26 protein-coding genes and 1 tRNA gene are annotated in these 26284 nt (G+C 67.1%); 18 read left to right on the plus strand and 9 right to left on the minus strand.

From position 1 onward, the window contains the following. The 5 genes from ASF72_RS20870 to ASF72_RS00990 form a co-directional block, all read left to right on the plus strand. Positions 1-439 (plus strand): sugar phosphate nucleotidyltransferase (locus ASF72_RS20870; protein WP_268760240.1); only part of this gene is annotated, 439 nt, incomplete at its 5' end. A 172-nt stretch (positions 440-611) separates the two neighbouring features. Then, positions 612-1670 (plus strand): iron-containing redox enzyme family protein, encoded by a 1059-nt coding sequence (locus ASF72_RS00980; RefSeq protein WP_056595717.1) that lies wholly within the window; start codon positions 612-614, stop codon positions 1668-1670. A 32-nt stretch (positions 1671-1702) separates the two neighbouring features. After that, positions 1703-1888, plus strand: a complete 186-nt coding sequence (locus ASF72_RS19880; RefSeq protein ID WP_432246065.1) for a CDGSH iron-sulfur domain-containing protein — start codon at positions 1703-1705, stop codon at positions 1886-1888. A 95-nt stretch (positions 1889-1983) separates the two neighbouring features. Further along, positions 1984-4167: a hypothetical protein gene (locus tag ASF72_RS00985; RefSeq protein WP_056595721.1), complete on the plus strand. Its 2184-nt coding sequence runs from the start codon at positions 1984-1986 to the stop codon at positions 4165-4167. Positions 4168-4237: 70 nt separating this feature from the next. Further along, entirely contained in the window at positions 4238-4498 is a 261-nt protein-coding gene (locus ASF72_RS00990; protein WP_056595725.1) for a DUF4235 domain-containing protein, read from the plus strand. A 75-nt stretch (positions 4499-4573) separates the two neighbouring features. Here the strand turns inward: ASF72_RS00990 and mnhG are convergent, their stop codons facing one another. From mnhG to ASF72_RS01020, 6 genes are read right to left on the minus strand one after another with little or no spacing between them, the layout of a single operon-like run. Then, positions 4574-4975 carry a monovalent cation/H(+) antiporter subunit G gene (gene mnhG / locus ASF72_RS00995; protein ID WP_056595728.1) on the minus strand — a complete coding sequence of 134 codons (402 nt, stop codon included), beginning with the start codon at positions 4973-4975 and terminating at the stop codon, positions 4574-4576. Beyond that, positions 4965-5246, minus strand: a complete 282-nt coding sequence (locus ASF72_RS01000; RefSeq protein ID WP_050685258.1) for a monovalent cation/H+ antiporter complex subunit F — start codon at positions 5244-5246, stop codon at positions 4965-4967. The genes mnhG and ASF72_RS01000 overlap by 11 nt, the downstream gene beginning before the upstream one ends. After that, positions 5243-5788, minus strand: coding sequence for a Na+/H+ antiporter subunit E (locus ASF72_RS01005; RefSeq protein WP_050685259.1), 546 nt, complete (start codon positions 5786-5788; stop codon positions 5243-5245). The genes ASF72_RS01000 and ASF72_RS01005 overlap by 4 nt, the downstream gene beginning before the upstream one ends. Next, positions 5785-7431 carry a Na+/H+ antiporter subunit D gene (locus ASF72_RS01010; protein WP_050685260.1) on the minus strand — a complete coding sequence of 549 codons (1647 nt, stop codon included), beginning with the start codon at positions 7429-7431 and terminating at the stop codon, positions 5785-5787. Before ASF72_RS01010 ends, ASF72_RS01005 begins: the two co-directional genes overlap by 4 nt. After that, the gene (locus ASF72_RS01015; RefSeq protein ID WP_050685261.1) at positions 7428-8015 is read right to left on the minus strand and encodes a Na(+)/H(+) antiporter subunit C; all 588 of its coding nucleotides are present in this window, start codon (positions 8013-8015) and stop codon (positions 7428-7430) included. The genes ASF72_RS01010 and ASF72_RS01015 overlap by 4 nt, the downstream gene beginning before the upstream one ends. Beyond that, positions 8012-11029 carry a Na+/H+ antiporter subunit A gene (locus ASF72_RS01020; RefSeq protein ID WP_056595731.1) on the minus strand — a complete coding sequence of 1006 codons (3018 nt, stop codon included), beginning with the start codon at positions 11027-11029 and terminating at the stop codon, positions 8012-8014. Before ASF72_RS01020 ends, ASF72_RS01015 begins: the two co-directional genes overlap by 4 nt. Before the next feature lie 191 nt (positions 11030-11220). Here ASF72_RS01020 and ASF72_RS01025 point away from each other — a divergent pair, with 191 nt between their 5' ends. The 6 genes from ASF72_RS01025 to ASF72_RS01050 all read left to right on the plus strand — a co-directional run bounded on the left by ASF72_RS01025 (position 11221) and on the right by ASF72_RS01050 (position 17202). Beyond that, positions 11221-12624, plus strand: coding sequence for an MFS transporter (locus ASF72_RS01025; RefSeq protein WP_056595734.1), 1404 nt, complete (start codon positions 11221-11223; stop codon positions 12622-12624). Between the two features lie 95 nt (positions 12625-12719). Next, positions 12720-13820, plus strand: a complete 1101-nt coding sequence (locus ASF72_RS01030; RefSeq protein WP_056595737.1) for a Gfo/Idh/MocA family protein — start codon at positions 12720-12722, stop codon at positions 13818-13820. Continuing rightward, positions 13817-14761, plus strand: coding sequence for a PmoA family protein (locus tag ASF72_RS01035; protein ID WP_056595740.1), 945 nt, complete (start codon positions 13817-13819; stop codon positions 14759-14761). The genes ASF72_RS01030 and ASF72_RS01035 overlap by 4 nt, the downstream gene beginning before the upstream one ends. A 38-nt stretch (positions 14762-14799) precedes the next feature. Continuing rightward, positions 14800-15492, plus strand: a complete 693-nt coding sequence (locus ASF72_RS01040) for a cupin domain-containing protein (protein ID WP_235504630.1) — start codon at positions 14800-14802, stop codon at positions 15490-15492. Positions 15493-15532: 40 nt separating this feature from the next. Further along, entirely contained in the window at positions 15533-16015 is a 483-nt protein-coding gene (locus tag ASF72_RS01045) for a cation:proton antiporter regulatory subunit (protein ID WP_056595745.1), read from the plus strand. A gap of 5 nt (positions 16016-16020) precedes the next feature. Continuing rightward, entirely contained in the window at positions 16021-17202 is a 1182-nt protein-coding gene (locus ASF72_RS01050; RefSeq protein ID WP_050685268.1) for a cation:proton antiporter, read from the plus strand. Positions 17203-17231: 29 nt separating this feature from the next. On the opposite strand, the gene dcd is transcribed toward ASF72_RS01050, so the two are convergent. After that, positions 17232-17807, minus strand: a complete 576-nt coding sequence (dcd, locus tag ASF72_RS01055) for a dCTP deaminase (RefSeq protein ID WP_056595747.1) — start codon at positions 17805-17807, stop codon at positions 17232-17234. A 111-nt stretch (positions 17808-17918) separates the two neighbouring features. Here dcd and ASF72_RS19885 point away from each other — a divergent pair, with 111 nt between their 5' ends. Then, complete coding sequence (locus ASF72_RS19885; RefSeq protein ID WP_082483891.1) at positions 17919-19748, plus strand: CAP domain-containing protein; 1830 nt, start codon at positions 17919-17921, stop codon at positions 19746-19748. Positions 19749-19756: 8 nt separating this feature from the next. Here ASF72_RS19885 and ASF72_RS01065 read toward each other — a convergent pair whose 3' ends face one another. Then, positions 19757-20218 (minus strand): SRPBCC family protein, encoded by a 462-nt coding sequence (locus ASF72_RS01065; RefSeq protein WP_056595750.1) that lies wholly within the window; start codon positions 20216-20218, stop codon positions 19757-19759. A gap of 232 nt (positions 20219-20450) precedes the next feature. Between ASF72_RS01065 and ASF72_RS01070 the strand changes: the two genes are divergently transcribed. The 4 genes from ASF72_RS01070 (at position 20451) to ASF72_RS01080 (ending at position 23424) form a co-directional block, all read left to right on the plus strand. Next, a tRNA-Gly gene (locus ASF72_RS01070) sits at positions 20451-20524 on the plus strand. A gap of 152 nt (positions 20525-20676) precedes the next feature. Continuing rightward, complete coding sequence (locus ASF72_RS20670) at positions 20677-20817, plus strand: hypothetical protein (RefSeq protein WP_164468834.1); 141 nt, start codon at positions 20677-20679, stop codon at positions 20815-20817. Further along, positions 20814-21995 carry a N(5)-(carboxyethyl)ornithine synthase gene (locus tag ASF72_RS01075; RefSeq protein ID WP_050685271.1) on the plus strand — a complete coding sequence of 394 codons (1182 nt, stop codon included), beginning with the start codon at positions 20814-20816 and terminating at the stop codon, positions 21993-21995. Before ASF72_RS20670 ends, ASF72_RS01075 begins: the two co-directional genes overlap by 4 nt. Before the next feature lie 178 nt (positions 21996-22173). Next, complete coding sequence (locus tag ASF72_RS01080) at positions 22174-23424, plus strand: amidohydrolase (protein WP_056595752.1); 1251 nt, start codon at positions 22174-22176, stop codon at positions 23422-23424. A gap of 2 nt (positions 23425-23426) precedes the next feature. Here the strand turns inward: ASF72_RS01080 and ASF72_RS01085 are convergent, their stop codons facing one another. Continuing rightward, a complete protein-coding gene (locus ASF72_RS01085) occupies positions 23427-24809 on the minus strand; it encodes an MFS transporter (protein ID WP_050685273.1) in 1383 nt (460 codons plus the stop codon). A 140-nt stretch (positions 24810-24949) separates the two neighbouring features. Here ASF72_RS01085 and ASF72_RS01090 point away from each other — a divergent pair, with 140 nt between their 5' ends. Together ASF72_RS01090 and ASF72_RS01095 are read left to right on the plus strand one after the other, a co-directional pair. Beyond that, positions 24950-25804, plus strand: a complete 855-nt coding sequence (locus tag ASF72_RS01090) for a LysR family transcriptional regulator (protein ID WP_050685274.1) — start codon at positions 24950-24952, stop codon at positions 25802-25804. Positions 25805-25936: 132 nt separating this feature from the next. Next, entirely contained in the window at positions 25937-26251 is a 315-nt protein-coding gene (locus tag ASF72_RS01095) for a hypothetical protein (RefSeq protein ID WP_056595755.1), read from the plus strand. The last annotated feature ends 33 nt before the right edge of the window (positions 26252-26284 follow it).

Raw genomic sequence — 26284 nt, forward strand, 5'->3', positions numbered from 1 at the left:
GCAGCAGAAGACCGGTGGATCGGTGATCGCCCTGATCGAGGTTGACCCCTCGCAGATCAGCGCCTATGGCTGTGCCGACATTTCCGCGGTGGCGGGCGAGGACTACGTCCGCGTGAACTCCCTGGTGGAGAAGCCCGCTGTGGGTGAGGCGCCGTCCAACCTGGCCGTGATCGGCCGGTACGTGCTGCACCCGGCCGTGTTCGGTGTCCTGGAGAACACCCCGCCGGGCCGCGGTAACGAAATCCAGCTGACCGATGCGCTGCAGACCCTTGCCGCGGGCGAGGGCAACGGCTCCGGGGTGTACGGGGTGGTCTTCAAGGGCCGCCGGTACGACACCGGAGACAAGCTCAGCTACCTTAAGGCCGTCATCACCCTGGCCTCCGAGCGCGTGGAGTTCGGCGAAGACCTCAAAACCTGGATGAAGGCCTTCGTCAGCTAACAGGCGGCCGGGCCTGCCGCGGAGTCCGGGGCCCGGCACTTCGCTTTAATATAGTAATCATGCTTACTATTAAGGTGATCGACTGGAGAGGCTGGCGTAACCGGCCGCACCTGGGCGTGGGTCTGGCGAACGGACCAGACAGGGCGCCAGGTCATCACGTCAAAGGAGCACCATGAAGATTCCAGAAGCCAGAGGGCCCATCAGCCACGAGCTGTTCCGTGTCCTTGCGCGCCGTCCGGAGCCAACACTGACCGCTTCAGGACTGGCCGGACTCCGGCAGGAGATCCACGCCCGCCTGGCCGCAGCGGGGGACCTGGTGGTGGACGATGACATCCAGCTCACGCTCTTCTGCCTCTACGAGCTGCACTATTCCGGCCTGGACGGGGTGGACGACGCCTGGGAATGGGAGCCGGACCTGATTGGGGCACGCCAGCTCCTGGAGAAGCCCTTCGAAGATTCCGTGCGCAACGAGGCCGCCCCGCTGGTCCACGGGCTTCCCCATCATGGGGAACCGATGACCAGCGACGGCGTCGCGGACATCCTCTTCAGCCTGGCCGGCCGCGACGCCGGCCCCAGCGTCTCGCGTTTCGTCGCGAAGAAGGCCAGCCTGGCCCAGCTGAGGGAATTCCTTATCCACAAGTCCGTTTACCAGCTCAAGGAAGCCGACCCCCACACCTGGGCGATTCCCCGCCTGAGCGGACGGCCAAAAGCCGCCTTGGTGGAGATCCAGTCGGATGAATACGGCGGCGGCCGGCCTGAGCGGATGCACGCCGCCTTGTTCGCCCGGACCATGCGGGGCCTTGACCTGGACGACACCTACGGCGGATATCTGGACACCGTACCGGCCGTATCCCTGGCGGCGGTGAACTTCATGTCCCTGTGCGGCTTGAACCGCCGGCTGCGCGGGGCGATCGCCGGGCACCTGGCCATGTATGAGATGACCTCCTCACAGCCCAACCGCCTCTACAGCCAGGGATTCCGCAGGCATGGCTACAACAAAGCCGTAACCCATTACTTCGACGAGCATGTGGAAGCCGATGCAGTCCACGAGCAAATTGCCGGCCGTGACCTGGCGGGTGGCCTGGTGGAGGCGGAGCCCAGGTTGCTGGGCGACGTCCTCTTCGGTGCAACAGCTGCCCTTGCCCTGGACCTCCGGCAGTCCAGCCACCTGCTTTCCTGCTGGGAAAACGGTGGAACGTCCCTCCGGCCAACCGTGGCGGTTGCGGCGTGAACCCTGATGGGGGGCCGGCCGAAAGCTCAATCGTGGTTTGCCCGGATGGGCCTCTGATTATCCGCGGCAGCTTCGAGATTGTCACGCCGTCAGGGGATGCAGTCCCCCGCGACCGGCAAACCGTGGCATTGTGCCGCTGCGGCGCATCCGCCATCAAGCCTTATTGCGACGGCTCGCACAAGATGGTCAGGTTCCGCAGCGGACCACCTGCCGCCTGAACGGACCACCCCCTGGGCGGTCTGTGGTTGACAGACGCCGGGCCACGGGAAAGGATGCTTAGAAAGCGTTTTCTCACCGGAGGAGGGCGTGCGCCTTGCGCAGCCAGCACACTGCCATTGACCGTCAATCCCTGGTGCGCCGCCATAACGTGCACCAGCAAAGCCTGGACCCGCGGAGCCCTGTTTCGGTGGGGAACGGGGAGTTCTGCTTCACCCTGGACCTGACCGGAATGCAAAGCATGCCTGGCCGGTACCCGGTGGGTGCCCGCAGTGAACTCCCACCGGGCACGCTGCTGGGCACCCAGTCCCAATGGGGCTGGCACGCCGTTCCGGCCGACGGCGAGTACTCCTTGGCCGGTTCCACCGTCACGTACGATTCGCCGCGCGGCCCGGTGCCCTATGTTGACATGGTGGGTGACATTGTTGACGGCCGCGAGACGGACACGTCCCGCGCCGAAACCTGGCTGCGGGCCAACCCGCACCGGCTTGACCTGGGCCGAATCGGCTTCAGCCTTCCGGACAGGGACAACCCGGACATCCAGGCCGCGGACATCGTGGACCCCCGGCAGATACTGGACCTCTGGACCGGGATAGCAACCAGCACCTTCGCACTGAGCGGGCACCCCGCCCATGTCACCACTGCGTGCCACCCCGAACAAGACCAGCTGGGGTTCCGCATCGAATCGGCGGCGCTGGACCAGGGCCTGGCCGTCACGTTGGCCTTCCCGTACGGCTCCGAAGCCTGGCATAACGCCGCGGACTGGGACCAGCCGGCAGCCCACTCCACCCGGGTGGCGGAAGCCGAACCACAGCGCTGGGTGATTCAGCGGGACCTTGACGGTTCCGGCTACCAGGTGGCCATCACCGGCACCGGCCTGGTGGTTGAGCAGACGGGCAGGCACGAGGTGCTGATCCGCGCCGAACCCGGGCAGGAAGTCCTGGACTTCGCGGTCCACTTCGTCAGCGCCAGGCAAGGCGACTGCCTGCCCCGCGGAACGGGCGGCATCAGCGGCATCGGCAAACCCGCCACACCGGAACCAGCCGCTGCCCCGGCGGCGGCAACCGCAGCGGAAGCCGGCACCGCCGTGATCGATGCGTCCCGCCAAGGCTGGGCTGCCTTCTGGAAGTCCGGCGCCGCCGTCGACCTTTCCGGGACGGCGGATCCCCGCGCCCTGGAACTGGAGCGCCGCACCGTCCTCTCGCAGTACCTCACCGCCATCAACTGCTCCGGATCGTTGCCGCCCCAGGAAACCGGGTTGGTGTGCAACTCCTGGCGCGGCCGCTTCCACCTGGAGATGCACTGGTGGCACGCGGCTCATTTCGCCACCTGGAACCGGACGGCCCTGCTGCTGCCGGCGCTGCGCTGGTACGCCACGGTGATGGACAGCGGTCGGCAAACGGCCAAGGACCAGGGGTTCGACGGCGTCCGCTGGCCCAAGCAAGTGGGTCCGGACGGGCGGGAAAGCCCCAGCCCGATCGGCACCTTCCTGATCTGGCAGCAGCCGCACCCGATCCACCTGGCCGAACTGGCCTACCGCGCCGAGCCGTCCCATGAACTCCTGGCCGAGTTCGCGGAGGTGGTGTTCGCCACCGCCGACTTCATGGCGTCCTTCGCCCACCCCACTGCCCGCGGCTTCGAACTGGGCCCGCCCCTGGTTCCGGCCCAGGAAAGCTACGAATCCGTCCGGGGGACGGCCAGCAATCCCACTTTCGAACTCGCGTACTGGCAGTGGGCCCTCAGGCTGGCCTCGGCATGGCGCGAACGGCTCGGCCTGCCGCCCCGGGAGGACTGGGAAGCCGTAGCGGCCGGCATGGTGCCCCCCAAGGTTATGGACGGCACGTACGCGGCGATCGACGTCGAACCCTTCACCATCCGCACCGACCACCCGTCAATGCTGTGCGCCCTGGGCGTCCTGCCGCAGGCCGGACTGGTGAACCCGGCGATCATGCGGGCAACGCTGCGGGAGGTCCTCGCGGACTGGGACTGGGACAGCACGTGGGGCTGGGACTATCCCGTCCTGGCCATGACCGCCGCCCGGCTGGACGATCCGGAAGCTGCGGTGGACGCCCTGCTGCTCGATGCCGGCAAGAACCTCATCCTTCCCAACGGGCACAACCGGCAAACAGATTCGCTGCCGCTGTACCTGCCGGGCAACGGCGGGCTGCTGGCTGCGGTGGCGCTGATGGCAGCCGGCTGGGACGACGGTCCGGAGCGGTCCGCCCCCGGGTTCCCTGCCGACTGGAACGTTGCCTGGGAGGGCCTGGTCCGGTCGCCGTAGGGAACTCGTGCGCAGCTGCTTGCCGCTAGGCTGGGGGGAGTATGTTTTCCGTCCGCAAGGAGTACAAGGAATGAACCTCTTCATTAAGCTGCTCGGCACCGGCATCAGCCTCGGCGCCGGCCTGGTCGGCACCAAGCTGGTCAACGCCGTCTGGGAAAAGTCCACCGGCAAGCAGGCCCCCACCGGCAAGGACGACACGCCCACCAGCCTTCGCTCGGCGCTGACCTTCGCGCTGATCTCGGCTTCCGTCAGCACCGTCATCCAGGTGCTCACCAACCGTGGCACGCAGCGTGCGATCGCCAGGTTCGCCAAGAGCGCCGACGTCGTCTGACAGGCACAGGCAGCAACGCTTAAACGGATGACGGCGGGCCCGGATCATCCGGACCCGCCGTCAGTGTTTTAAGGCTCAGTCGCCGTCGCGGGTTTCGTCGGCGGCGGCCTTGGCGGCAGCTTTCTGCACCACTACCTCGAGGTCGTCGGAGGTGAGGAGCTCCCGGTGCAGGTGCTTGGTGCGGTAGCCGGCGCGGCCCACCATGTGTGCCGAGACGGGAACCGTCAGCAGCTGGAAGATCCAGGCCACCACCAGCACGGGCCATACCCACCAGGTGCGCATCTGCAGGCCGATGGCCGCCAGGAGGAGGAAGAGGCCCAGCACCTGCGGTTTGGTGGCGGCGTGCATGCGGCTGAGCAGGTCCGGGAAACGGAGCAGCCCGATCGCTGCGCCCAGGGACATGATGGCGCCCACGATCATAAACACAGCCGAGGCCAGGTCCACCCAGGCGTCCACTCCGGTGAAATCAGGATTCATGAGGCTGTTGTTCCCTTCGGTCAGCCACGAACCGGGCCACGGTGACGGACCCGATGAAACCGATGATGGAAATGGCAACCACCAGCATCAGGTTGTTCAGGTGCCGGTTCACGGCCATGTCCACACACAGCGCACCACCCAGGATGGCCAGCAGCACGTCCGCCGCCAGCACGCGGTCCAGCAGCGACGGTCCGCGGGCGATCCGGAGGATGGCGCCGGCGGCGGCCAGAGAGAAGATGATGGCGGTAGCCACCAGGACTGCCTGCATCATGCGGCCGCCTCCGTCCGGACAAGTTCAAGCTCTTCAGGGGTGCCCATGATCCGGATCAGTGCCGCTTCGATGCCGCGCACCTCGTTTTTCAGGTTCTCCACGGCTTCCGGGGAGCTGATGTTGATGGCGTGCAGGTACAGCGTGGAGGTTGACCGGTCCACCTCCACCACCAGGGAACCGGGAATCAGCGAAATCACGTGCCCCACGGCGGTGACCATCAGGTCCTGGCGGCTCCGCAGGGTCACCGCCACCACGGCGTTGGTGACCTTGGGGCCTCGGACCAGCGCCAGGTAGAGGATCTGTCCGCTGGCCACCACCACCTTGCCCAGGAAGGACAACGCAAACGGGACAGCCTGCAGGACGTTGAACCGGCCGCTGAGTTCAACCGGCGGAAGGTAGAACAACCGGGCGACGGCGATGGCCAGCAAGGCGCCGAAGAGCAGGTTTCCGGGGCTGAAGTCCTGCCACAGGGCGCCCCACACAATCACCAGCCACACCAGCAGAGGCAGTTCCTGGCGCAGCGAAATCCGGCGGCGGCTCATTTTCCTCCTCCAAGGGCGGGTGCCGGCGGAACCACCGTGTCATCGCCCAGGACTGCCTGGATGTACGGCGCCCGGTCCAGCATGTCCTGCGCGGCCCGGTCCGAGAGTTCAAACAGCGGCCCGGCAAAGACGGTCAGGGCCACGCCCAGCACCACCAGCCCCAGGGTGGAGCCCACCATGGTCCGGGGCATCAGCATGGCGCGCCGCGCCGTTCCCGTGCGGTTGGAGACCATCATGCCGGTCCGGCCGGCTCCGGCGGGCTGCAGGGCCTCCGGGTCTTCGGGGTCTGCCAGCAGAACGGGGTCCGGATGTTCGGCATCTGTGGGCCGGCGCCAGAAGGCACGGTTCCAGACCCTGGCGACGGCCAGGAGCGTGAGCAGGCTGGTCACGACGCCGCCAATCACCAGGGCGTACGCCAGCGGGGTGCCAAGTTCCACGCCTGCCTGCAGGAGCCCCACTTTCCCCAGGAACCCGGAGAACGGCGGGATGCCGGCCAGGTTCATGCCGGGGATGAAAAACAGCAGCGCCAGCAGCGGCGAGAGCTTGGCCAGTCCGCCCAGGCGGTCCACGGAGGAACTGCCGCCACGGCGTTCGATCAGGCCCGTAACCAGGAACAGGCTGGTCTGGATGGTGATGTGGTGTGCCACGTAGAACACAGCGGCACCCAACCCGGCTTTGGAGGACATGGCCAGCCCGAACACCATGTAGCCGATGTGGCTGACCAGGGTGAAGGACAGCAGACGCTTGATGTCGCTTTGCGCCAGCGCACCGAGGATTCCCACCACCATCGTCAGCAGGGCCGCCACCATCAGCGGCGTGTTCAGCGAGTCACCGGGGAACAGCAGCGTTTCGGTGCGGACAATCGCGTACACACCCACCTTGGTGAGCAGGCCGGCGAAAACGGCGGTGACCGGTGCGGGCGCTGTGGGATACGAGTCGGGAAGCCAGAAGGACAGCGGGAACACCGCGGCCTTGATCCCGAACGCCACCAGCAGCATCACGTGCAGGAGGGTCTGCGTGCCCTGGTCCAGCTCACCCAGCTTGATGGCCAGGTCCGCCATGTTCACGGTGCCCGTGGCCCCGTAGATCATGGCGATGGAGATCAGGAACAGCACCGAAGACACCACCGACACCACCACATAGGTGACGCCGGCCCGGATCCGCGGGCCGGTTCCGCCCAGGGTCATCAGCACGTAGCTGGCGGTCAGCAGGATTTCGAAACCCACGTACAGGTTGAACAGGTCACCGGAGAGGAAGGCGTTGGAGACCCCTGCCACCAGGATCAGGTAGGTGGGGTGGAAGATCGAGACGGGTGCGTCGTGGTCCCCGTCCGCCATGCCCTGCCCGGTGGCGTAGACCAGGACGGCAAGGCTCACGGCGGAGGAAACCACCAGCATGAGCGAGGAGAACTGGTCCACCACCATAACGATGCCGAAGGGCGGGATCCAGCCGCCAAGGGTCACGGCGAACGTTCCGCCGTCCCACACGCTGGCCAGCAGGAAGCACTCGAGCAGCAGCGTCACGGACAGCAGGGCGATGCTGACGGCCCGCTGCGCCCGCGAGTGCCGGATCAGCAGGAAGGTGAGCGCGGCGCCCAGGATGGGAAGGACGACGGCGAGTGGAGCCAGGCTTGCGATGTTCACTTAGCGTCTCCTTCCGGGGTGGGGGCAACGTTTTGGGAGCCGGGTTTTTCTTCCGCCGCGGCGTCCTCTGCGGGCATTTCCTTGCCGCCGGCCACCACCTTGGCCCTGTCCGCGGGGTCTCCGGGGCTGCCGTGATCCGACACGTCGCCGCCGTCGGTGCCAACCATGGTGAGCGGGAATTCGGAGGTTTCGATGGGGATCTCGGCGTCGTCTTCGGCGTCGAAGCTGGGGGTCTCGGCGACGCGGAGGTCCTCCACGTCGTCCTGGATCTCGTCCCGGCGTGCCAGTACCCAGGTCCGGTAGATGATGCCGAGCATAAAGGCCGTCACCGCGAAGGAGATGACGATCGAGGTGAGGATCAGCGCCTGCGGCAGCGGATCGTTGTAGTCCCCGGCTGCGGTGTCCTTCGAATACAACGGCGCCAGGCCTGCGTAACCGCCGGTGGCGAGGATCAGGAGGTTGGTGGCGTTGGCCAGCAGCATCAGCCCCAGCAGCACCCGGGTCAGGCTGCGTTCCAGGATCAGGTAGATCCCACAGGCGTACAGCGCTCCCATGATGATCAGGAGGGTCAGGTTAACGCTCATGCTTTGGCCTCTACGGTGGTCCCGGCAGGAATGCTGCCGGTTTCTTCTTCGTCTTCGGCGGCCGCCATGGACCGTTCATCGAAGTGCTCGTCGATTTCGGCTCCGAGGCTGCGCAGCACGTCCAGGACCAGGCCCACCACCACGATGTAGACCCCGATGTCGAACAGCGTGGAGGTGACGAACTTGATGTCCCCGAAGACGGGCAGCCAGAACTCGACGATGGCGCTCTGGAAGACCTGGCCGCCGAGGAGCAGCGGGGCGATCCCCGACAGCGCGGCCACGGCAAGCCCGATTCCCAGCAGCCCGCCCGCGCTGACCGGGGTGGCTTCGCGGAGTTCGAAGCGGCCACCGGCGAGGTAGCGGATGGTCAGCGCCAGGCCGGCCATCAGGCCGCCGGCGAATCCTCCGCCTGGAAGGTTGTGGCCTGCGAGCAGGAGGTAGAGGGAGAAGATGATCATCGAGTGGAAGACCAGCCGGGTGACCACCTCGAAGATGATGGAGCGGCGTTCCGGGGCGAGGGTCCGGCCGGCCACGATCCAGGCATCCCGCGTAGCCGACGCAAACTTGCGGCTGATGGCCAGCGCGGCGGCTTCACGCGAACCCGGATCCACTCCGTGCCGCCGGCCCACGGTGCCTTCGGCCACGGAGGCGGACATCTGGATCTTGTCGCCGCGGCCGCGGACGAAGATCAGGCTGGCGACTCCGGTGGCTGCCAGCGCCAGGACGGTGATTTCGCCGAACGTGTCCCAGGCCCGGATGTCCACGAGTGTGACGTTGACGATGTTCAACCCGCCGCCGCCTTCATAGGCCAGCTGCGGGAACTGCAGCGAGACCGGTGTGGCGACGCGGGCGCCCATGGCGTAGATCGCGGCAAAGACCATTGTTGTGCCGAATGCCAGGCCGATGATGACGCGCGCCACCCGGTACTTGCCGCCCGTGCGGTCCCGCAGCTCGGCCGGCAGGCTGCGCATGGCCAGCACAAACGCGACCAGCACAATGGTTTCCACCAGCATCTGCGTCAGCGCCAGGTCCGGGGCGCTCTGCAGTGCGAACATCAGGGCGATGCCGTAGCCGGTCACGGACACCATCAGCACCGCCAGGAAGCGCTTGTTGGCCTTGACGGCGGCCAGGGCGCCGATAACGATCACCGCGCCCACCACGATCTGGAGCGGGGAGCCCGGATCCACCAGGTACAGGTTGTCCGGGAGGGCCTTGCCGGAGAGAAGCATCACCGTCAGGGGCAGTGCGAAGGCCACGCTGAGGATCACGGCAAGGTAGAAGTACAGCGAACCGCGCTGGGTCCGGCCGGTGATCCACACAGCGACGTCGTCCAGCGCACCGATGGTCAGCTGGTAGCCCCGGTCCCCGTCCACCCAGGCCGGGACCAGGGACTGCAGCCGGGCCACAGCGTTGCGGCCGAAGTGCATGGCCAGGCCCAGCACGAAGGTGAGCGCCGTCAGGCCCAGTGCCGGGGTGAGTCCATGCCACAGCGCAAGGTGCCCTGCCTGCTCGGCGGGAGTGCCGGCGTCGGCCGCTGGTGAAGCGAAAAGGGCCGCGTACGGCTGGATCCACGCGTCCACCGGGACGGGCCACAGCCCGTACCCGATGGTCAGGAGGCTGAGGATGGCCGGCGCCGCGAGGAACGCGGGGCTGATGGCCTTGAACGGGGTGGGTTCCACGCCGGGTTTGTTGGCGAAGGCGCCCCACATAAACCGGGCGCTGTAGGCGAAGGTCAGGACCGATCCCAGGACCAGCCCGGCCAGGACCACCATGCCCCACGGGCCTGCTTCGGGGTCGGCTGCGTGGTGCACAAAGGCTTCGAGGACCGACTCTTTGGCCACAAAGCCGGCCAGCAGCGGCACGCCGGCCATGGAGGCGGCGCCGATGCCGGCCACCACGGCCAGGGCCCGGGAGGACCGGAAGACGCCGGAGAGTTTGCGCACGTCGCGGGTGCCGGACTGGTGGTCGATGATGCCCACCACCAGGAAGAGTGTCGCTTTGAACAGGCCATGCGCCAGCAGCATCGCCAGTCCGGCGAGGGCAGCGTCCGGCGTGCCGAGGCCCACCACCATGGTGAGGAAGCCGAGCTGGCTGACGGTTCCGTAGGCCAGGATGAGTTTGATGTCGGTTTGGCGCAGGGCGCGGTAGCCGCCCACCAGCATGGTGGCCAGGCCCAGGCCCAGCACCACCGGCTGCCAGTACGCGGTCTCGGAGAAGCCGGGGGCCAACCGCGCCACGAGGTAGATGCCTGCCTTCACCATCGCCGCGGCGTGCAGGTACGCACTGACCGGGGTGGGCGCGGCCATGGCGCCGGGGAGCCAGAAGTGGAAGGGGACCAGCGCTGATTTGGTGATCGCACCTACCAGAACCAGGACGACGGCGGCGCTCACCAGGGTGCCGGAGCTGCCGGCGACGAGCTGGGGGGCCATGTCCATGATGGCCGAGATGCGGTAGGTCCCGGCCGTGTGGCCCAGCATGATCAGGCCCACCAGCATGGCGAGGCCGCCGGCTGTGGTGATCATCAGCGCCTGCAACGCCGACCTGCGGGCGGCGAGCCGGGTGCGGGCGAAACCGATCAGCAGGTAGGAAAGGATGGTGGTGAGTTCCCAGAAGATGAAGAGCAGGAGCAGGTCATCGGCCACCACCAGGCCGAACATGGCGCCGGCAAACGCGAGCAGCTGGGCGCCGAAGCCACCCAGGTCCTGGTCGTTTTTCCCGAAGTATTTGGCGCAGTACACCAGCACCAGGGCTCCCACGCCGAGGACCAGCAGCGACAGGATCCAGGCCAGCGGGTCCATCCGGAAGGCGAATTCGAGGTGCAGGCCCGGGATCCAGGGGTTCACCTCGGCGATGGCCCCGGCGTCCGAGTAGACGGGACCGTGCTGGAGCAGCAGCCAGACAAAGGAACCGGCGGGAACGGCCGCGAGTGCGTAGAACGCGTTCCGGCCCCAGGCCCTGAACATAAGCGGCGCCAGGACAGCCACCGTAAAGTGCACGGCAAGGACTGTAATCACTGGTATCTCCGCAACGTCAGGAATTCGATTGTCAATGGTTGGAGCAGACGGCAAAAGTAAGGTTTGGGAGTGGCCAGTTTATCAAGGCCTGCGGGTTAGTCCTTAACATTGCGCCGTTGCGGGCGCATAATGCCCCGGCATCGCGGGGCTGCGTCCACCTGGTGTTCGCCACGGGCGGATACGATGCAGCTATGAACAGCGCCAGCGTGTCCGGGGCACCGCACCCGTCCTCGGAACTTGAAACCGGCAGCCAGGCTTCCAGCAGGGGCCGGATTGTGGCCTGGGCGGCCTGGGACTGGGGTTCCGCTGCCTTCAACGCGGTCATGACCACGTTTGTGTTCACCGTTTATCTCACCTCGGATGCGTTCGGCGGCGAGGACCGCGCCTCGGCGGTGCTGGGCGGTGCGCTGGCCATCGCGGGCCTCGCCATTGCCCTGCTGGCCCCCGTCACCGGGCAACGCTCTGATGCCGGCGGCAGGCGAAAGCTGTGGCTGGGGGTCAACACGGCCGCCGTGGCACTGCTCACCGGGCTGTGCTTTTTTGTCTTCCCCCAGCCCGGGTTCCTGATTCTGGGCGTCACCCTGATTGCGCTCGGCAACGTCTTTTTTGAGTTTGCCGGGGTCAACTACAACGCCATGCTCGCCCAGATCTCAACGCCGAAAAACATCGGCAAGGTCAGTGGATTCGGCTGGGCCTCGGGGTACCTGGGCGGCATCGTTGCACTGCTGATCGTGCTGCAGCTGTTCGTCCAGCCCAGCTTCGAGTGGTTTGGCTCCGCCACCGCGGACGGCCTGAACATCCGGCTGGTGGCCGTGTTCTCGGCGCTCTGGTTCCTCATTTTCGCTTTGCCTGTCCTCTTCGCCGTCCCCGAGGTGCCGGCAACGGCCGCGGCGGGGCGGCTGGGGTTCCTTGCCAGCTACGGGTTGCTGTTCCGGCGGATCAAGGCCATCTACGCCACCAGCCCGCACACCATCTACTTCCTGCTCGCCAGCGCCGTGTTCCGCGACGGCCTGGCCGCCGTGTTCACCTTCGGCGGCATCATCGCCGCCGGCACCTTCGGGTTCGCATTGCCGCAGGTGATCTTCTTTGCCATCTTCGGCAACGTGGTGGCAGCCGCAGGGGCGGTACTCGGCGGCTTCCTCGACGACAGGGTGGGGCCCAAGGCCGTGATCATCGGCTCCCTGGTGGGGCTCCTGGTTGCCGGCACGCTCATCCTGGTCCTGGGCAACGCCGACCATGTCTTCTTCGGCACGGCGTGGGCAGGCAGCACCACCTTCTGGGTGTTCGGGCTGTTCCTCTGCCTCTTTGTGGGCCCTGCGCAGTCCTCGTCCCGCGCGTACCTGGCGCGGCTTGCCCCGCACGGGGAATCCGGCGAACTGTTTGGCCTGTACGCCACCACCGGCCGGGCCGTCAGCTTCCTGGCTCCGGCGCTGTTCACCCTGTGCATCGCCATCGCCACCCCGCTGGTCGCGGCCGGAGAGGCCCAGCGCTGGGGGATCCTTGGCATCATGGTGGTCCTGCTGGCCGGCCTGCTGGTACTGCTTCCCGTGAAATCGCCGGGCAAAGCGCCCATCGCCGTGGTCCCGTCGTCCTGACGCATCTCCGAACCAGCCCTTGACGGCATTACGTTATCGATCACATAATAAAGGTGATCGATAACATTCTGCTTTAATGACGAGGAGTTCCGCCCATGACACCACCCCTTCCCCGCCCCCGGGCGGGAATAGTCGGCACGGGCGGGATCGCCAACGCCCATGCTGAAGCACTGCTGGCGGGGGGCGCCGAACTGGCGGTGGCAGTGGACATCGATGCCGGCCGCGCCGCGGCCTTTGCCGAAAAGTGGGGCATCAACGCCACTGCCCCGACCCTCGCTGACGCCGCCGCCGCCGGCCTGGACCTGGTGGCAATCTGCACGCCGCCGTCGTCGCACGCCCCCCTGGCACTGGAAGCCCTGGCGCTGGGCTTGAACGTGGTCCTGGAAAAGCCGCCGGCGCTGTCGCTGCGGCAGATGGAGGAACTTGAGGCTGCGGCGCGGGCCTCGGGCCGGCAGGTCAGCTGCATCTTCCAGCACCGGTTCGGCTCCGGCGCCAGGAAACTTGCGGCCCTGCAGGAGAGCGGCGCCCTGGGCAGCCCGCTGACCGGATACTGCAACACGCTGTGGTTCCGGGACCAGGACTACTTTGATGTGCCGTGGCGCGGTAAGTGGGATGTTGAAGGCGGCGGGCCCACCATGGGGCACGGCATCCACCAGTTCGACCTGCTCCTCCACCTGTGGGGGCCGTGGCAGGAAGTCACGGCATTTGCCGGCCGGCTGGCCCGGCGCACGGAAACCGAGGACGTTTCCACCGCAATTGTCCGGTTTGAATCCGGCGCGCTGAGCACGGTCATCAACTCCGTCATCTCCCCGCGGGAGACCTCGCAGCTGCGGTTGGACTACGAAAACGCCACTGTTGAACTGGAGCACCTCTACGGCTACGACGACGCGCACTGGCGTTTCACGCCCGCGCCGGGCAAGGAGCACCTTGCCGCAGCGTGGGCCGACGGCCAGCCGGTGACCCCCAGCGGACACGCCGCCCAGTACGCGCACATCGTCGCTGCACTCAGTGCGGGCACTCCGCTGCCCGTACCACCGGCCGATGCATACCGCACCATGGAACTCGCCGCCGCCATCTACGCGTCCGCCATCGGCGGCAGCACCGTTCGACGCGGCGAAATCACGGACGGAAACCCGTTCTTCGACCGCGCCGACGGCAACCTCGAACCCTGGAAACTTGAAAAGAGCACCGCATGAGCACCTCCGCCAGCCCGTTCTCGTGGACTGACGACGGCGCCGCCGTCGAACTTTCCCTCGACGGCGTCCAGGTCCTGACCTACACCTACGCGGCGGACGACCCGCAGGTGGAGTCCCCGCGCCCCTACTTCCACCCTGTACGGACCCCCGCCGGGGATGTGGTGACGGCGTACCGTCCGCACGACCACACCTGGCACAAGGGCATCGCCTGGTCCCTGCCGCACCTGGGGCCCGACAATTTCTGGGGCGGGCCCAGTTACCGGCGCGGCAAGGACTACCAGTGGCTGCCCAACAACGGAGCCATGCGGCACCGGGGGCCGGCCGCCGTGACGGACGACGGCCGGACGTTCCGTTTTGCCCACACCCTGGACTGGATCACGCAGCAGGACATCATGGTGGTGGCGGAGGAGCGTTCCTTCCACGTGGTGCCCGGCCCTGACAGCAGCTACACCCTGGTGTTTGCCACGGCCATGACAAATGTTTCCGGGGCCGATATCCAGATTGGCTCCCCCACCACAGAAGGCCGCGACAACGCCGGTTATGGTGGGCTGTTCTGGCGGGGGCCCCGGGCATTTGCCGGCGGCACCATCCTGGCTCCCGGCGGCGCCACCGGAGAGGAACTGCGCGGCAAGCGCGCACCGTGGCTCTCCTTTGTGGGCCAGCACGACGAAACCTGCCGCTACTCCACCCTGGTCATGGTGGACGATCCGGCCGCCGGAAACCCCCAGCCCGAATGGTTTGCCCGGTCCGAGCCGTTCGCCTGCATGGGGCCGGCCCCGTTCTTCAGCACCGAGGTCCTGTTCGCCGCCGGCGCCACGCTGCACTTCCGCCACGCAGTGGTGATCGCCGATGGCCAGTCGGACGCCGGCCGGATTGAAGCCCTGGCCGGAACCGCGCTGGAGGCCCTGGCCGCCGGCTCAGCCGTGGGGGCGGACCGGTGACCCGGCCGCCGGTTCCAGGGTTTCCAGGCGGCACGGCCGTGACCGGCCTCCGCGTCTACGACTGGGAGGCGGCGGATGGGTTATGCGGCGGCTCACCCCACCTGCACACCGTTTCCGCCGAGGCATACCTGGTCACGGCAGGCTCGGGGGCGGTCCATACCCTGACCATGGCCGGCGCTGAAGAGCACGTCCTGGAACCGGGTTCCCTGTTGTGGTTCAGCCCCGGCACCGTGCACCGCCTGGTCAACCCGGATGGCCTCACCCTGACCGTCATCATGTCCAACGCCGGACTGCCCGAGGCCGGCGACTCTGTGCTGACCTTTCCGCGCCGGATCCTCGAGGATCCGGAGCTGTATGCCGCAGCCGCGGCCCTGCCCGCGGGCGCTGCAGACTCCGCGGTGGCCGCCGCAGCCCGGCGGCGGCGGGACCTCGCCCTGGAAGGGTACGCCGAACTGCATACATCGGTGCGGCGCGATGGACCGGCGGCCCTGACGGCCTTCCACCACCTCGCGGCAGCACTGGTGCGCCCCAAAGTGGCCCAGTGGACAAAAATCTGGGAAGACACGGTGCGCCGGCAGGTGGAGGCAACCGGGCAGGCGCTGGCAGACCTGGCTGCGGGCTCCGCTGCGCCGCTCTCCGGTTCCGCCGTGGCCACCGCCCGGCAGCGCCCGGAGGAGGGGTACGGCATGTGCGGCCGGCTGACCACGTGGGCGGATTCCCGGCAGTCCTGAATCCACCCCACAAGGGGCCGGCGCAGACTAGGCTGGACGCATGAATGTGGATGAGACAGACCTTCCCGGCCTTGGCCGACGGAAGGATTTCATGACGGCGACAGGACGCCGGATCGGTGTCGTTGAGCTGCGCGAGGGGCAAACCGAACTCATCGTTTCCACCTGGGACGATCCGGATACCTGCCAGGCCTCAATCCCGCTGACCGGCGACGAGGCCGCCACCCTGGGAAACCTCCTGGGCGGGCAGCACCTGGCCATGAAACTGACGGAAGAGCACAAGGACATTCCCGGGATCGTCACGCGGCAGTTCTCCATTACGCCGGGCTCCCCCTTCCAGAACCAACCCATGGGAAAAGCGTGCATCCGAACGCGGTGCGGCGTATCCATCGTTGCCATCATGCGGGAGGGCGAAGTCCTGCCCTCCCCCGGCCCGGATGCCATCCTCCACACCGGTGACCTGCTGGTGGCTGTCGGAACCCAGGAAGGCCTTGACTCCGCGGCCAATATCCTGCGCAACGGCTGATCCCGGTGGACCCGCTGGCCCTGACCCTCATTGAACTGGGGGCCGTTGTGTTCTGCCTGGGCCTGCTGGCCCGGCTGGCCGGACGGATCGGAATGTCACCCATCCCGCTGTACCTCTTGGGCGGCCTCGCCTTCGGTGCCGGCGGCGTCATCAAACTCGACGGCATGCACGAGTTCGCCCACCTTTCCGGCGAAATCGGCGTGATCCTGCTGCTGCTTATGCTCGGACTGGAATATACGGCGGCCGAGCTTTTCACCGGCCTGCGCAGGTCCTGGCAGGCCGGCGTCCTTGACCTGGTCCTGAACTTCCTGCCGGGCGCCGCCTTGGCCCTGCTGCTGGGGTGGGGCGGCGTAGGCGCCATGGTGATGGGCGGCGTCACCTACATCTCCTCGTCCGGCATCGCCGCCAAGGTGATCACTGACCTGGGCCGGCTGGGCAACCGCGAGACGCCGGTGGTGCTGTCCATCCTGGTGTTCGAGGACCTGGCCATGGCCGTGTACCTGCCCATCCTGACCGCCACCCTGGCTGGCGTCAGCTTCCTGGGCGGCCTGACCACCGTGGGCATCGCCCTGGCGGTGGTCACCTTCGTCCTTGTGGTGGCGCTGCGCCACGGGCACCACGTATCCAAGGCGGTGCACAGCGAGAACTCCGAGGTGTTCCTGCTCAACGTGCTGGGGGCCGCGCTGCTGGTGGCCGGCGTCGCCTCGGCCATGCAGGTTTCCGCGGCGGTGGGCGCCTTTATGCTGGGCATCGCCATCTCCGGAGCCACCGCCCATAACGCCACCCGGATCCTTGAGCCGCTCCGGGACCTGTTTGCCGCCATCTTCTTTGTGGCCTTCGGGCTGAACACCGATCCCACGTCCATCCCGCCGGTGCTGGGATGGGCGCTGGCGCTGGCACTTGTCACCGCAGCCACCAAGATGGTCACCGGCATCTGGGCAGCCAAAAGGGCGGGCATCGCCCGGCCCGGCCGGTTCCGGGCCGGGGCAGCCCTTATTGCCCGTGGTGAGTTCTCCATCGTCATCGCCGGGCTCGCGGTCACTTCAGGCGCCGTCCCGGACGAGCTCGCGGCCCTGGCCACCGCGTATGTGCTGATCATGGCCGTGGTGGGACCGCTGGCCGCCCGCTTTGTGGAACCTTTGATGAAGGCCATCCTGGGCGGTCCCCGCGTCGCCGCCAAGGCGTAGCGGAAGCCGGCGCCGGACCCGGCCGGGTCCTAAATGTCCGTGCGGTGGAAGTTCAGGTGGCTGCGGCTGGCGGTGGGACCGCGCTGGCCCTGGTAGCGGTTGCCGTATTCGCCGGAACCGTAGGGGTGCTCCGCTGCGGACGTCAGCCGGAAGAAGCAGAGCTGGCCGATTTTCATACCGGGCCACAGTTTGACGGGCAGGGTTGCCATGTTGGAGAGTTCCAGGGTCACGTGGCCGGAGAACCCGGGATCGATGAAGCCTGCGGTGGAGTGCGTCAGCAGCCCAAGCCGGCCCAGGGAAGACTTGCCTTCCAGGCGGGCGGCGATGTCATCCGGCAGCGTCACCGTTTCGTAGGTGGAGCCCAGCACGAACTCGCCCGGGTGCAGGATAAATGCCTCGCCCTGCTCCACTTCCACCAGGCGCGTGAGCTCCGGCTGTTCCTCGGCCGGATCAATGTGCGCGTACTTGTGGTTGTCGAAAAGCCGGAAGAACCTGTCAATCCGGACGTCCACTGAGGACGGCTGGATCATTGCGGGATCGTACGGTTCCAGCACAATCCGCTGGGAGTCTATTTCGGCACGTATGTCGCGGTCAGAGATCAGCACGATCCCAAATTACCGTATGCATTGTTCCTGCTGCACGGCGCGGCTAATGTTGCCTCAGGATCTCAGGCGCCGGATGGTCTCCCGGATGGCCCAATTTAGCTGGGGAAAATAGTGAATAAATTCTTTGCGCCTTCAATTGTTGGCGCTTTCTGCGCCCTTGCGCTCGTTTCGTCGTCTGCAGGCCTCTCCGCCGCGCAGCTCGACGCCGGCCCCGGCACCGGCGGCCAGGTCCAGGCGCAGGACGCCCCGGCCGGGTCGACGGCGGGGCTGGAACCCGGCAGCCTGACGGGCACGGCGGCACAGCCCGCTCCCGCAGCATTGACGGTCGACGCTCCGGAAACTGCCCCGGCCGGAGAAACGGACGCTGCGGCACCTGCCCCCTTGGCACCCGACCTTTCGGTGCCGGTCCTTCCCGCGGTGGACGCTCCGGACCCGGAGGCGTCAGCTCCGGACACCCCACACACGGCGCTGGCTCCCGCGTCCGTTCCGGCGGCCCCGGCCCAACCGGCCGCGCCCCAGCCGGCTGCTAAGCCGGCAACCAACCCGGTCCCGGCCCCAAAACCCGCAGCCGAGCCGGTTGTCCCGTCCATCGGCCCGCTCTGGGCACCGGACGAGGAGCTCGCCGCGAACCAGGCCCAGCGCCGCGCAGCTCCCGAGGCCACAGCCAGGAGCCTGCAAACCGAGTCACTGGTCCCGGACAGCAACGCAGCCGCGATCCTCACGGTCTTCACAAAAATCAATGAATACCGTGTTTCGCGTGGCCTGAACCCGTTGAAATACCACGCCACCGTTGCCGGGTTGGCCCAGGAATGGTCCAACAACATCGCTTCCCGGGAGGTCATCGAGCACCGGGCAAACTTCTGGACCGATCCGCGGGCCATGAACCCCAACAACGGCGCGGGTGAAGTGATTGCAATCCGTACGGACCGGGATGCCGCGCAGCTGGTGGAGTGGTGGAAAGGCTCCCCCGGCCACAACGCCATGCTGCTCGATCCACGCTTCAACGTTATGGGCGCCGGGATCACCTACACGGACCGGCAGTACCGAATCTGGGGCGTGGTGAACTTCTTCGGCTACACCACGCTTCCGGCCGGAACCACCAACAGCCCGGGCGGCGCCGCCGTCACACCGCCGCTTCCTGCTCCTGCGCCCACCATGTGCGACGCGCCGGGCAAGCAGATGCCGCCCACCCTCAACCTGTCCGCTGCGGCCATCAAAGGCCCTGGAGACCTGGTCAGCGTCAACGCATCGGGGCAATTGGTCAACCGGGCATCGAACGGCGCCAGGTCCTACGGCGCGGCCAAGACCATCGGTACGGGATTCGGCGGTGCCAAGGACGTCTTTGTCACGGACTGGAACCGTGACGGCGCCTACGACCTGCTGGTCCAGTGGACCAACGGCAACCTGACCGTGCACCAGGGCATCCAGGCAGGCGGCTTTCGCGCCGCCGTGACAGTGGGCAGCGGCGGATGGAACACCTTGTCGCTCGCGGTGGGTGGCTGGTGTGCCAATAACCGGCTGCCCCAGATCCTCGCCCAGGACACGGCCGGGAATGTTTTCCTTTATCCCAACAAGGGCCTGGGCGACCTCTCGGCCAGGACCCTGGTGGCCACGATCAACCCCGCCCGGAAACTGTCAATGGTTGATTTCGACGGCGACGGCTTCCAGGACCTGGTCGCGGTCGCAAACGACGGCACCGCCAGGCTCTACCGCGGCTGGGGAACCCCGGCGCTGCGCGCGGAGGCCAGGCCCGTGATCGCGGCGGGGTGGCAGGACGTCACCGGGATCAGGCCCCTGCGCGGAGTAACCGGCACCAATTCCACGGGACTGGCGCTCAAACGCTCAGGTGATGTTGTCCAGTTCTGGGATGTCAGCGCGGGCCGCCTCGCATCACCGTCCAACATTCCCGGCCCGTGGGCAGGACACCGGCTGGCCCAGTAGGGCAGCAGCTAAGCGGCCGGCTGGAGCTCCATCACTGCCCGGAGGTTTTCCAGTTGCGCCACCTCGGAGCGAAGGCTGCGCTGGAGCAGCCTGCTCCGGAAAGCAGACCGGTTCAGGAACCCGAACCGGCCTTCGGGCGGAGCTTCGAGTGCGCACCGGACCCGCGTGCCGGCCGTTTCGGTGCTGAGGAAGTAGCCGCCCAGGCGGAGCGCGGGACCAGACGTGATCCGGAACTGGATCTCGGCCCCCGGCCTGGCCTCGGTAATCTCCAGTTCGGCCGGAATACTCAGCCCGGACCGCCCGGCCACCATCTGCCGGTACACGGTGCCTTTGGTGCCCTCGGAACCTTTCAGCAGGGCGACGCTCCGGACGCCGTCGCGCCACACCGGAAGGTTGGTCACGTCCAGCAGGTACAGGTACACGGCCATCGCATCGCGCCTGATGAGGACCTCATGTTCTGCGGTTGCCATGGATACTTCCCGTGATCGATGCGTGCCTGGCTGTTGACTGGCTGCGTCCCCCGACGCCGCAGCTACCGCTTCAGGTTAACCAGCGCCGCGGTGCCCGTTCCACCTGCAGCAGGGGACGTTATGGAAGAGTTACGCAGATGACGCGCAGCCCGTGACACGGCGGGAAGGCATGGGCGGCCGGGGCCCGACATCTGCGCTAAGCTAAGTTCTGCCCCGCTGAGGCGGCGGCATTGCGGCTGTAGCTCAATGGTAGAGCGCTAGCTTCCCAAGCTTGATACGCGGGTTCGATTCCCGTCAGCCGCTCCAATCTTCCCGCCTTCACCGGCACCACGGACGACGCCGGCACCCGGCCCGGCAGCGCGGGTCACCTGCCGCCGTATGCCCGCCAGCCGGCCATTAGGTCCGCCCGTGTAGGGTCAGAAGCCAGGAACCTATTCGGTTCCGCTACAGGAGCACAAATGGCTGAGAAGTCCCCGCGTCAAGCAGCATCCAAAAAATCCGGCAAGTCCATCAAGGAAAAGCGCGCAGACAAGAAGGCCGCCTCTGCGCCGGCCAGCTCCATCGAGACCACCCCCGGCAAGGCAGCCAAAAAGAAGTGAGCGGCCAACAGACCCGGCTGAGCCTGGGCGTCCTGGCCTCCACGCGCAAACCCGACGAACGCCGCTTGCCCATCCATCCCCTCCATTTCGAGCGGATCGCCCCGGAACTGCGCGAACACATCATCCTGGAACACGGCTACGGCGAACGGTTCGGCGTCGGCGATGCGCACTTAGCTACCCTCGTGGGCAAAATGGTGTCACGGGAGAGGCTGCTGGCGGAGGCCGACGTTGTGCTGCTGCCCAAACCGCAACCCGAAGATCTGGCGGAACTGCGTGACGGCCAGGTCCTGTGGGGATGGCCGCACTGTGTCCAGGACCGGGCCATCACCCAACTGGCAATCGACAAAAAACTGACGCTGATCGCGTTTGAGGCCATGAACCACTGGGCCAGCGACGGCGGTTTTGGCCTGCACGTGTTCCATAAAAACAACGAACTGGCCGGCTACTGCTCGGTGCTGCACGCACTCTCGCTCACCGGTTCCACCGGCGACTACGGCCGCCGGCTCAGTGCCGTGGTGATCGGGTTCGGCGCCACCGCACGGGGCGCCGTGACCGCGCTGAACGCCCACGGCGTCCACGACGTCAAGGTCCTCACCAACCGCGGAATTGCGGCTGTGGGCGCCCCGATCCACTCGGTGAACATCGTGCAGTTCGACCACGACGACGAAGCGCCCTTCCTGAGCCAGGTCATCACCGACCGGGGCCGGCTGCCGCTGGCGCCGTTCCTGGCCGAAAGCGACATCGTGGTCAACTGCACGCTGCAGGATCCGAACAATCCGCTGACCTATCTCCGGACGGAAGACCTCGCGGCGTTCAGCCCGGGCAGCCTGATTGTGGACGTCTCCTGCGATGACGGCATGGGGTTCAGCTGGGCCCGTTCCACCACCTTCGCCGAGCCCATGTTCACGGTGGGCGACCACATCAACTACTACGCGGTGGACCACAGCCCGTCGTACCTCTGGAATTCCTCCAGCTGGGAGATCAGCCAGGCCCTGCTGCCGTTCCTCGAGCCTGTGATCAGCGGCCCGGCGGAATGGGACCGCAACGAAACCCTGGCACGGGCCATCGAAATCCGCGCCGGCGTGATCCTCAACAAGGACGTGCTCAAGTTCCAGCAGCGGGAGGCGGACTATCCGCACGCCGCCAGGAACCAGGCCGCCCCCGCCGCGCAGCCCTGACCCTGGGCCCCGGCCGCCGGCTGGTCCACGATCCGGACCGGCCGGCGCGGGCAAGGCCACACTTTTACCTTTTCCGACGGCGGTTTTGCGATCGGTGAACGCCCAGCCTTCGGCCCGGCCTTCGCCAGCCTGCGGGCGTAGGGTCGCAAGGCAAGCGAACCCGGAAGTAAGGACTGGCATGACAAAGGTTTTGGACGACGTTGCAGGGTTGGCACAGGACCTCACCGGAGTTTACGAGGATCTGCACCGGCATCCCGAACTCTCCGGCGCCGAAGTCCGAACGGCAGGAATCGTGGCCGAACGGCTCACCGGGCTGGGCTGGGAGGTCCACGCCGGAGTGGGCGGGACCGGCGTCGTGGGTGTCCTGCGGAACGGCGACGGACCCACAGTGATGCTCCGTGCGGACATGGACGGCCTTCCCGTCCTGGAGAAGTCCGGATTGGGCTACGCCAGCACCGCGCGCGGCACCGGGCCCACGGGGGCCGATGTTCCCGTAATGCACGCGTGCGGCCACGACGTCCACGTCACCTGCCTCCTCGGCGCGGCCACCCTGTTCAGCGCCCATCGGCCGGCCTGGGCCGGAACCATCGTGGCGGTGTTCCAACCGGCCGAAGAAACCGGCGCCGGCGCCCGGGACATGGTGGCGGACGGCCTCTTTGACCGTTTCCCGGTGCCGGACGTTGTCCTGGGACAGCATGTGGCCCCGTTCCCCGCCGGTGCGCTGGGCGTGCATGCCGGACCTGCCTTCGCCGGGTCCGACAGCTTCTCGGTGACGCTGTTCGGCCGCAGCGGCCATGGCTCCCGGCCGGAAACCACCGTTGATCCTGTGGTGATGGCCGCGGCCACCATCATGCGGCTGCAGGCGCTGGTATCCCGCGAAATCGGCGGCAACGAGACAGCCGTCCTGACCGTCGGCCAGCTCCACGCCGGCACCAAGGACAACATCATTCCCGAAGAAGCCCAGCTGGGCATCAGTATGCGGACCGCGGATCCGGCGGTCCGGGAGCGGATGATCAGCGGGATTACCCGCATCATCAACGGTGAGGCGGCGGCTTCCGGCGCTCCCCTGCCGCCGGCGATCACCGCCGGGGAACACTTCCCCGTGGTGGTCAACAACCACGACGCCACGGCCCGCGTGCGGGAAGCGTTCGCCGCGGAGCTGGGTGGCGCCGTCGACCCCGGCCCCGTCACCGGCAGTGAGGACGTGGGCACCCTCGCCACAGCCGCCGGGGCTCCCCTCGTTTACTGGCTGCTGGGCGGCACCGATCCCGTGGTTTACGGCAAGGCGGTGCAGGACGGGACGGTCGCGTCCACCATTCCGTCCAACCACTCCCCGCATTTTGCCCCCGTCATCCGCCCCACGCTCGACGCCGGCATTTCGGCGCTGGTGGTGGCCGCATTCGCCTGGGTGGGCAAACCCGAGGGGTAGGGCTACGTGGCCGCCGGCCGGTCCACGATCCGGACCGGCCGGCGCCGGTCCCGAACATCCACCTTCAGGTGCAGTGAGCCCTTCCTGGCGAGCACAATCGCGACCGTCAGGGCGGCGAGCGCCGGCACGCCGCCGGAAACCAGCAACGCCACGTGCGGATCCGCATGTTCGGCGATCCAGCCGAGCATCGGCCCGCCCAGGGCCTGGCCGCCGATGAGGACCATGATGTACAGGCTCATCACACGGCCGCGGATACCCATGTTGGAGCTGATCTGGACCAATTGGTTGGAGCCGGTCAGGAACATCAGGCACCAGAACCCGGAGAGGACCATCACGGCGCCGAACCACACCATGGATGGCATCAGCGCCGCGAGGCACAGCATGGCACCGTACATTCCGGCGCAAAACACCACCGACCGCAGCCGCAGCTGCCGCCGCCGGGTGGAGGCAACCGCGCCGACCAGGGCACCGAGCGCCACCAGTGCGTTGAGGAGTCCGTAGCCGCCGGCGCCGATGTTATAAACGTGGTCGGCGAAGGCGGCCAGGATCACGGGCAGGCTCATGGCAAACACGGCAACAAAGCCGGCCATCAGCCACGGCCAGTAGATGGTGGGCTTGCTCAACGCGTACCGAAGGCCCTGCCGGAGCATTCCCTTGCTCTTGGGTGCCGGCGCGCTGACAAACAACTGGTCCTTGCGGAGCACCAGGAGCATGGCCACCGTGGAGCAGCAGGCCACAGCATTGGCGGCGAAGGCCCAGCCGGCACCCACGGCAGTCAGGAGCAGCCCGGCCAGCGCGGGGCCGATCAGGCCGCCCAGCTGGAACGTGGTGGAGTTGACGCTGATGGCGTTGCGGAGGTACTTCGGGCCCACCAGTTCGTTGACAAAAACCTGCCGGGCCGGCTGGTCGAGGACTGTCACCAGGCCCAGGACCAGCGCAATCACGTAGACGTGCCACACGGCGATGGCGCCGGTCAGTGCCAGTGCGGCCAGCGCAGCCGCGAGGACTGCTGCCATGCTTTGGCACAGGATCAGGATTTTCCGTTTGGCGAACCGGTCGGCGATCATGCCGCCCCAGGGGCCCAGCAGGAGTGAGGGCAGGAACTGGAGGGCCACGGTGAAGCCGACGGCGGTGACCGAACCGGAGAGCTCCAGCACCAGCCAGTCCTGCGCGATCCGTTGCATCCAGATGGCTATCACGGCGATGAAGTGGCCAACGGCGAAGATGCGGAAGTTGGGCACCTGCAGCGAAATGAACGTATGCCGCCAGGGCAGCCGTTCAGCTACAACCGGAATCGGCTGGGTCCGGTCCGCCGGCGGAGCGGCTGCTGCGGAATCGATGACGGGCTGGGCGACGGTTGCCTGCGACGGCGGTGGGGGTGCCACGGAAATATCCTCGGATAGCGTGCGGGTGGGAATGCCCTTAACGTTAGGCTGGCAACAGCGATTATGGAGACGTATTGTCCCTATAACTAGTATTGCGATCCGCAATACCTCAGCCAAGCCACCTTCCCCGGAGCCGTCCCATGTTTGAACCCGCACAGCTGCGGTCCTTCCTGGCAGTCGCCGAGACCCTGAGCTTCACCAAGGCCGCCGAGCGCCTTGGCCTGGCCCAGCCCACCATCAGCCAGCACATCCGGAAGCTGGAAACGGCCGCTAAACGGGTCCTGATCAGCCGTGACACCCGCGATGTCAGGCTGACGGACAACGGGGACGCGATGGCCGGTTTTGCCCGCAACATCCTGTCGGCCCACGATGCGGCGGCGCGTTATTTTTCCGGCTCCGCCATGCGCGGCCGGCTCCGGTTCGGTACGGCTGACGACCTAGCCATTACGGGTCTGCCGCGGATCCTGCGGGAGTTCCGCCAGATCTACCCCCAGATCAACCTGGAACTCACTGTGGGCCAGAGCGACCAGCTGTACCGGAAACTCAACGCCGGCCAACTGGACCTTGTCTTCGTGAAATGGGTGGCCGGAGCCAAGGACGGCACGGTGGTCCAGCATGATTCCTTTTCCTGGGTGGGCCTGGAGCAGACTGTTCTTGAGCCCGGCGCCCCGGTTCCGCTGATCGCCTATCCCTCCCCCAGCCTGAGCCGCAAGCTCGCCATCGATGCGCTTGAGGCCCACGGCCGGACGTGGCGTATCACCTGCACAACACGGCAGATCAGCGGCGTCCTGGCGGCAGTCCGGGCAGGCATCGGCGTCGCGGTAATGCCGTCCTCGCTGGTGCCAGGGGACCTGAAAATCATCACCCGCCGCTTCGACCTTCCCGCCGTGGGGGACGTGGACTTCACGCTGATCCGCAATCCACTGGCCAACTCGGAAGTGATCGATGCACTGACGTCCTCGATCGTGGGCAGGACCATCAACCGGCAGGCCTGACCCCTTGAAGTGGGAAATCCATTGATGGCACGGGCTTGCTGGCATATGCTGGGCTTTCCATGGTCAAGCAGCGGCCCTCCAGCACTACGGGCGCGCGCACCTGTTCGCTTCCGCGCCCGGGACAGGCAGCCAATGACGACCGCCAGGAACATCCAGCCCAGCCAGGCGCATGCGCGCCCGCACGCCGCGCTCCGGCACGCCGCCCGCCCGGCCGCGACCGGCACCAGGTACCCCACCACAGACAACGCCTATGTGGGCAAGCCGACCTGTGACAAGTGCCGCACCGACGAATTCATCTACCTTGAGTCCTTTATCCCGCCCTCTTACCGGCGCGACGGCAGCATCGCTGTCCTCGGCGAGGTGGCCTACACCTGCACGCGCTGCGAGGATTTTTCCGCCCACAGTGTCCCGGCCGCCTGGACGCCGCCCGGCTGGTACCTGGGCTGAACCGCGGCCGGCGTTAACCGGCAAAGCCGGGCC

Source organism: Arthrobacter sp. Leaf141 (assembly GCF_001424565.1).
Lineage (GTDB): Bacteria > Actinomycetota > Actinomycetes > Actinomycetales > Micrococcaceae > Arthrobacter.

Bases quoted from the DNA above. Each gene is read 5' to 3' on its own strand.
- ASF72_RS00980 (WP_056595717.1), top strand. From the start codon at position 612: ATGAAGATTCCAGAAGCCAGAGGGCCCATCAGCCACGAGCTGTTCCGT.
- ASF72_RS00990 (WP_056595725.1), top strand. From the start codon at position 4,238: ATGAACCTCTTCATTAAGCTGCTCGGCACCGGCATCAGCCTCGGCGCC.
- mnhG (WP_056595728.1), bottom strand. From the start codon at position 4,975: ATGAATCCTGATTTCACCGGAGTGGACGCCTGGGTGGACCTGGCCTCG.
- ASF72_RS01000 (WP_050685258.1), bottom strand. From the start codon at position 5,246: ATGATGCAGGCAGTCCTGGTGGCTACCGCCATCATCTTCTCTCTGGCC.
- ASF72_RS01005 (WP_050685259.1), bottom strand. From the start codon at position 5,788: ATGAGCCGCCGCCGGATTTCGCTGCGCCAGGAACTGCCTCTGCTGGTG.
- ASF72_RS01015 (WP_050685261.1), bottom strand. From the start codon at position 8,015: ATGAGCGTTAACCTGACCCTCCTGATCATCATGGGAGCGCTGTACGCC.
- ASF72_RS01025 (WP_056595734.1), top strand. From the start codon at position 11,221: ATGAACAGCGCCAGCGTGTCCGGGGCACCGCACCCGTCCTCGGAACTT.
- ASF72_RS01030 (WP_056595737.1), top strand. From the start codon at position 12,720: ATGACACCACCCCTTCCCCGCCCCCGGGCGGGAATAGTCGGCACGGGC.
- ASF72_RS01035 (WP_056595740.1), top strand. From the start codon at position 13,817: ATGAGCACCTCCGCCAGCCCGTTCTCGTGGACTGACGACGGCGCCGCC.
- ASF72_RS01045 (WP_056595745.1), top strand. From the start codon at position 15,533: ATGAATGTGGATGAGACAGACCTTCCCGGCCTTGGCCGACGGAAGGAT.
- ASF72_RS01065 (WP_056595750.1), bottom strand. From the start codon at position 20,218: ATGGCAACCGCAGAACATGAGGTCCTCATCAGGCGCGATGCGATGGCC.
- ASF72_RS20670 (WP_164468834.1), top strand. From the start codon at position 20,677: ATGGCTGAGAAGTCCCCGCGTCAAGCAGCATCCAAAAAATCCGGCAAG.
- ASF72_RS01080 (WP_056595752.1), top strand. From the start codon at position 22,174: ATGACAAAGGTTTTGGACGACGTTGCAGGGTTGGCACAGGACCTCACC.
- ASF72_RS01090 (WP_050685274.1), top strand. From the start codon at position 24,950: ATGTTTGAACCCGCACAGCTGCGGTCCTTCCTGGCAGTCGCCGAGACC.
- ASF72_RS01095 (WP_056595755.1), top strand. From the start codon at position 25,937: ATGACGACCGCCAGGAACATCCAGCCCAGCCAGGCGCATGCGCGCCCG.